This is a genomic window from Vibrio sp. 2132-1 (assembly GCF_033344315.1).
Genome location: NZ_JAWPON010000037.1, coordinates 1 through 6,356, shown reverse-complemented (window position 1 = coordinate 6,356; position 6,356 = coordinate 1). Strand labels below are relative to the sequence as shown.

Sequence of the window (6,356 nt, the reverse complement as noted above, 5' to 3'; positions counted from 1 at the left end):
TGTTTTACCGTGGTCAACGTGGCCGATAGTACCAACGTTAACGTGCGGTTTCGTACGTTCAAATTTTTCTTTAGACATGAGTGGTCCCTCTAGGTACGGATTTAGGTGGCCCAAATTGACCACGCAACCAAAAAAAGATAATTGGTAAATCTAATATCAAAAGGAAATAAACTTGAGAGCTGGTGCTGATAGGCAGACTCGAACTGCCGACCTCATCCTTACCAAGGATGCGCTCTACCACCTGAGCTATATCAGCACTCAAATTAGAGTGGAGCGGGCAGCGGGAATCGAACCCGCATCATCAGCTTGGAAGGCTGAGGTAATAGCCATTATACGATGCCCGCAACACGTAACTCTGAGAGCTATTTCCTAAAGAATATGGTGGAGGGGGACGGATTCGAACCATCGAAGGCAGTGCCGGCAGATTTACAGTCTGCTCCCTTTGGCCACTCGGGAACCCCTCCAAATTTTCAAGCCATTCAGACTACTAAAGGAAAGAATGGTGCCGACTACCGGAATCGAACTGGTGACCTACTGATTACAAGTCAGTTGCTCTACCTACTGAGCTAAGTCGGCATAAGTGGTGCGCATTCTATTGAATGATTTTCTAGGTTGCAATAGTAATTTGAAAAAAAATCATAAATTTCGATTTTTTAGATTCGTTTGCTGCAAATTCGTACAAACTTAGCTTTTTTAAAGTAAACTTCGACCTTTGTCGTTTGCTTTGAAGTTCGCTTGATGTATGTTCTTGCTTCTATTAAACCAAGGATAAAAGAGACCCATGAGTCCATTTTTGTCATTTGACCGTGCAAATTGGGCCGAGTTAAGAAACTCTGTACCGATGACACTTTCTGAAGACGACTTGACTGCGCTTCAGGGCATTAATGAAAACCTAACCATGGAGGAAGCGGTAGAGATCTACCTTCCTTTGTCTCGTCTTTTGAATCTGTATGTCCAGGCTCGTCAAAGCCGCAATTCCGTATTACAACAATTCTTAAATACAGAGGAACATGCTCCCCCTTTCGTAATTGGTATCGCTGGCAGTGTTGCTGTAGGCAAAAGTACGACTGCTCGTATTCTAACGGCATTGCTTTCTCGTTGGGAGAATCATCCCAAAGTGTCCTTGGTTACAACAGATGGCTTCCTATATCCGAAAAAAGTACTAGAAGAACGCGGTATCATGCATCGTAAAGGCTTCCCAGAATCCTATGATATCAAGCGCTTAGTCGAGTTCATGTCTGACGTAAAGGCAGGAAAGCCCGATCTTGAAGTACCCATCTACTCTCACATCACGTATGACATTACTGATGAACTAAGAAAAGTGGATAGACCGGATGTTCTTATTATTGAAGGTTTAAACGTTCTGCAAAGTGGAATGGACTATCCACATGACCCGCATCGTGTCTTCGTATCTGACTTTTTAGATTTTTCAATTTATGTCGACGCAGAAACAGAGACCATTGAACATTGGTACGTAGAACGCTTTTTAAAGTTTCGCCAAGGGGCCTTTACGAAACCAGGCTCTTATTTTAGCCACTACACACAACTCTCTGTCGATGACGCAAAGAAAAAAGCAAAGCAAATTTGGCATGATATTAATGGGCTCAATTTAGAATTGAATATTCTTCCAACTCGTGAGAGAGCCCACTTGATTCTACACAAAGGCGTTAACCACTTGGTTGATAAAGTCTCGTTGCGAAAGTAATCGAAGCTTAGTCACTTTTACGCAACGAGATTTCACCACCAATATAAGTCTCTAGTCCTTGGGAGGTTTCGATTAATATTCCACCTTGATGATCGATGCCTCGAACGACGCCATGTACCTCTCTAGGCCCAATAAGCAGTTTGACCTGACGATTAAGGAAATTGTCTAACCGATTCCAACGTTCGATAAAGCCAGTAAGCCCTTTCATTTCATATTCGACAAGTGCAGAATTCCAATGCTTGATAAGAGTCATTGCTAGAACATTTCTATCGATCTTGAGACTCTGATTTACTTGGTTCAACGTGGTCCATGGCTGGTCAATCTCAGGCTGGTCGTCAGGCATTCCAATATTCAGGCCCATCCCAATCACTAGATGAGCAGCCCCACCGGCCTGACCCGACATTTCAACCAAGATTCCGGCCAGTTTTTTATCTTGATAATACAAGTCATTCGGCCACTTGAGTTTAACACCTTGCATGCCTACTTCTTCCAGAGCTTCCACTGCGGCAATCCCAATCACCAAGCTCAAGCCCATTGCCGCAGCCATTCCCGCATCCAGTCGCCAATACATAGAGAGATATAAGTTAGAGCCAAACGGTGAGACCCATTGTCTACCGCGGCGACCACGACCTTGCGCTTGATATTCAGCAATACAAACACGGCCCTTTTCCGAATCCGCGACTCTGTCGAGCAAATACTGGTTCGTTGAGTCAATCACAGGGACAAGTTCAACAAGTGACTCCGAGCTAGTGGTAAGGAGTGTCTCGTCTAACAGCTGCAATGGTGAAGCTAATTGGTAACCACGCCCTTGCACTCGATAAATATCAATACCCCATTCACTAAGACCTTTAATGTGCTTAGCGATTGCCGCTCTGGAAACATTAAGATCGTCGCCCAACGCTTCTCCTGAATGAAACTCTCCATCACTTAATAACTTTAAAATATGAAGTTTCGTAGAGTGATCTTTTCTCATCTAGATGCCTCGATCTGAGTCAAATTGGTCTCCCCGGTACGATTGAGAAAGCGTACTTCATGCTCAAGTATGATTTGGTATTTGTCCCATACTGTCTGCTTCACTAAAGAAGCAAGCGCGACAATGTCATCAGCACTACAATTATCTATGTTGGTCAAAACCAAAGCTTGCATAGGGTTGACCTGCGCACCATGTACAGACTTCCCCTTTAATCCACACTGATCAATAAGCCAACCAGCAGCAATTTTCATTCCTCCAGAAGCTGGGTAGGCTACTACGTTAGGGTATTTTTTTGTGAGTCGATCATAGTGATCTTGCGTGATCACTGGGTTTTTAAAGAAACTACCTGCGTTACCTATCTTGGTTGGATCTGGCAGTTTTGCCTTTCGCACTTGGCATACTCGTTCGAAGATAGAAGCAGGGCTGAGTTGTTCTTCTGGGATACTTTGTAAAGGACCGTACTGGTTAATCGGCTGCCATTGCTTCGCCAACTTAAGCCCTAATGCGGTGATAAAGCACTTTCCGTGCAACGCATGTTTAAATATGGAATCCCTATAGGCAAACTCACAGTCTTGGGCGTGTATTCTTTTGTTTTCAAACGTAGTTAGATCAAGAACATCTACATAATCACAGATGTCTTTTAGCTCTAGGCCATACGCACCAATGTTCTGAATAGGAGCCGAGCCAGCACAACCTGGAATCAAAGCTAAGTTCTCAATCCCACCGATCCCCTGATTCACACACCAGGAAACCAATCCAGGCCAATCTTCACCACCGGCAATATGTAATAGGTAGTGCTCATCCGTTTCCGTGACTTCTTTACCCATGATTCGATTAACAATCACTAATCCCTCAAAATGTTCTGTAAAAAGAACATTACTTCCTTTACCTAAAAAAAGTTTCGGTAAATGGGTGAATCTTGGGTTTTGAAATAGCTCAATAACATCTTCAAGCGACTCAACGATAGCTAAATAGGAACACGATTGTTCAATTCCAAAAGTATGGTAAGCCTTTAGGCTCGCATTTGTTTTAATTTGCATAGTAGGTTTGCAACACCAGATAAGATTCTCTTAAACTGTCGACATTCTACATTAGTTATCTTTTAACCGCAGTGACAATACCAGACTCATTAATCATAGAAGTGTTAAATCCCATCAAGCTCCCCCTCATTAAGAGACTATACAAAGCGTATTACCCTGCGGGTCGAGCCAAAAAAGATGAATTGATCATTACAGCAAGCCATAAAGGTGAAATCATTGCGTTACTACGTTTAAAAAGTGTAGATAAAGTTCGTCTATTGACAGGAATGTTGGTCATTCCGAAAGTTAGGGGAACAGGGATTGGAAAAAAACTACTAACTCATTGTAAAAACAATGTTTTCACTGATGGCGATTATTGCTTCGCGTTTACACATCTCGAATCCTATTATTCCAAGCATGGATTCACAACAATTGATTGCTCTGAGCTACCACACCCGCTAAAAATGGCATTTCAACGTTATGTAGATAGCGGTAAAGATCTCATTCCAATGCAATTCATCTCTTCAACGACATCAAAACGCGTGCTTTTGTAGCCAGGTAAATCATATCTTTGATAAAATGGCAGGTTCGCAATATTGCACTAAACTAAGGTACTCATACCGATATGATAGTAAGTAGGAATCCATTCGAACAGTTGCCAAGTCTCGCTGTCAATCCGGAAGACTTTGATGTTCTGTATTCAGCAGAATCATTCAGAACCCGTCTTTTAGATGCTATCAGCAAAGCAACGTCGCGAATTTACCTAGTCGCTCTATATCTGGAAGATGATGAAGCTGGACGTGAAATTCTCACTGCGCTTTATGAAGCGAAACAGCGCAATCCTGGGTTGGACATCAATATCTGTGTCGACTGGCATCGAGCGCAGCGTGGCCTGATTGGTGCGGAGACATCTGAGGGTAATTCTGCGCTTTACAAAGCGTATGCCAATAAGTACCAACACCCGATCCCTGTCTATGGTATACCTGTGCGTGGTAGAGAGGTTTTTGGGGTACTGCATTTAAAAGGCTTCATTGTCGATGACACTGTTATCTACAGTGGGGCGAGCTTAAATAACGTTTATCTCCATTATCATGAACGTTATCGATTTGATCGTTACCATATGATTCGACATGAATCTTTAGCGAATTCAATGGTGCAATTCATTCAGGAAGAAATGATTGCTCACCCTGCCGTTAATGATCTTGCAGGAAAAGATAAACCAGAAACCAAAGAAATAAAGTCGGCGATTCGCCAACTGAGGGCATCTCTTGCTCAAGCCAACTATAAGTTTGAAGACCAAGCTGCAACAGAAGAAAGTGTAAAAGTCACTCCGTTAGTTGGGCTAGGCAAACGCCGTAATCTGCTCAATCAACAGATTGTAAAGTTATTGGCAGCAGCCCAAGACGAAATTTTCATTTGTACGCCTTACTTTAACTTCCCTAAAGCACTTCATCGTGAAGTGAAACGAGCCATGAAGCGTGGTGTGAAAGTAACTATTGTTGTGGGTGATAAAACCGCCAACGACTTTTACATTGCACCTGAGGAAGACTTTAAAACTATTGGCGGACTTCCATATCTTTACGAAGTGAATTTGCGTCGCTTTGCGAAAGCCAATGAAGCGAATATCGCCGCACGTAAATTGTCAATTCACCTATGGAAGCATGACAATAACAGCTTCCACCTTAAGGGTATTTGGGTTGATAAACGCTATATGCTACTTACTGGGAATAACCTAAATCCACGTGCTTGGTCACTCGACCTAGAAAATGGGCTACTCATACAAGACAATTATGCGAAGCTCACTGAGAAGTTTGAAGACGAAGTTTCGCGTATTCTTGAGCATACTCACCTTATCTGTACTTATAAGCAATTAGAGAAAGTAGAAGACTATCCTATAGAGGTACAGCGACTGGTCAGAAAAATTACCCGCCTAAAGGCAGATGGTGTTTTAAAACGTATTCTTTAGACATCATTTCTCGCTCTAAAGTACGTCGAAATTTTTATACTAAGCCAACCGCTTTAGCAGTTGGCTTTTTCATATAATCCATTTGGAATAAGCACATAACCACTTAGATCTAGAGCGACTCTCTTAATGGGTTTGAGCTTTGACGTTTGTGAGTATTCCGCATAGCTTACAGCCTCGAGCTAAGCTACCCCTCTCTGTTCTGGCGCTTCTTACCCTTTGGCGATATATTTTTTCTGAGACTCATCAAATGTTCAGCGTCGAAAATCATCACCTCGCTAATGAAGAGCTCCTTCAATCTTTCACCTTCCAATTTTTTTCAAGTCGTTTGATTTTTGAGCCAGGAGAGATTGGGGGTATATATGACGCTTTTCTGGATTATGCGCACAGTTCGTTTTTTCTTTCTCATCAAGATTCAAGCCGTTGAACGCCTTTGAATACCATAGATTACTTAGGTTTGTTTGTAGGTCATATTGTCTTTCCACAGCATCAACGGCCTATATTAATTAAAGCCTAGTGTGTAATCACGCAAAGTTCACTTAGTAGGGATTATGGGGAGTAGTCTAATTAGGTGTAAACACACTTCAGGGAAACGCCGCAGTAGAAACGAAAAAAGCCTCAGTCTTTCGACTGAGGCTTAATATAAGTGGCGGAGTGGACGGGACTCGAACCCGCGACCCCCGGCGTGACAGGCCG

General features: G+C 42.7%; 5 protein-coding genes and 4 tRNA genes. 3 read left to right on the top strand and 6 right to left on the bottom strand.

What is annotated here, in order from left to right:
- Positions 1-180 precede the first annotated feature (180 nt).
- The 4 genes from R8N47_RS23065 to R8N47_RS23050 form a co-directional block, all read right to left on the bottom strand.
- Positions 181-256, bottom strand: a tRNA-Thr gene (locus tag R8N47_RS23065).
- A gap of 13 nt (positions 257-269) precedes the next feature.
- Positions 270-344 (bottom strand) — tRNA-Gly (locus R8N47_RS23060).
- A gap of 35 nt (positions 345-379) precedes the next feature.
- Positions 380-464 (bottom strand) — tRNA-Tyr (locus R8N47_RS23055).
- A gap of 36 nt (positions 465-500) precedes the next feature.
- Positions 501-576, bottom strand: a tRNA-Thr gene (locus tag R8N47_RS23050).
- 205 nt (positions 577-781) lie between these two features.
- Between R8N47_RS23050 and coaA the strand changes: the two genes are divergently transcribed.
- Positions 782-1,705 carry a type I pantothenate kinase gene (coaA, locus tag R8N47_RS23045; protein ID WP_005388683.1) on the top strand — a complete coding sequence of 308 codons (924 nt, stop codon included), beginning with the start codon at positions 782-784 and terminating at the stop codon, positions 1,703-1,705.
- A gap of 7 nt (positions 1,706-1,712) precedes the next feature.
- Here the strand turns inward: coaA and birA are convergent, their stop codons facing one another.
- The gene (gene birA, locus R8N47_RS23040) at positions 1,713-2,678 is read right to left on the bottom strand and encodes a bifunctional biotin--[acetyl-CoA-carboxylase] ligase/biotin operon repressor BirA (RefSeq protein ID WP_130545443.1); all 966 of its coding nucleotides are present in this window, start codon (positions 2,676-2,678) and stop codon (positions 1,713-1,715) included.
- Positions 2,675-3,718 (bottom strand): UDP-N-acetylmuramate dehydrogenase, encoded by a 1,044-nt coding sequence (murB, locus tag R8N47_RS23035; RefSeq protein ID WP_206971069.1) that lies wholly within the window; start codon positions 3,716-3,718, stop codon positions 2,675-2,677. The genes birA and murB overlap by 4 nt, the downstream gene beginning before the upstream one ends.
- A gap of 101 nt (positions 3,719-3,819) precedes the next feature.
- Here murB and R8N47_RS23030 point away from each other — a divergent pair, with 101 nt between their 5' ends.
- Both R8N47_RS23030 and pssA read left to right on the top strand, forming a co-directional pair.
- Positions 3,820-4,251 (top strand): GNAT family N-acetyltransferase, encoded by a 432-nt coding sequence (locus R8N47_RS23030; protein WP_064354399.1) that lies wholly within the window; start codon positions 3,820-3,822, stop codon positions 4,249-4,251.
- 71 nt (positions 4,252-4,322) lie between these two features.
- Positions 4,323-5,663, top strand: a complete 1,341-nt coding sequence (gene pssA / locus R8N47_RS23025; RefSeq protein WP_064354400.1) for a CDP-diacylglycerol--serine O-phosphatidyltransferase — start codon at positions 4,323-4,325, stop codon at positions 5,661-5,663.
- Positions 5,664-6,356: the final 693 nt, after the last annotated feature.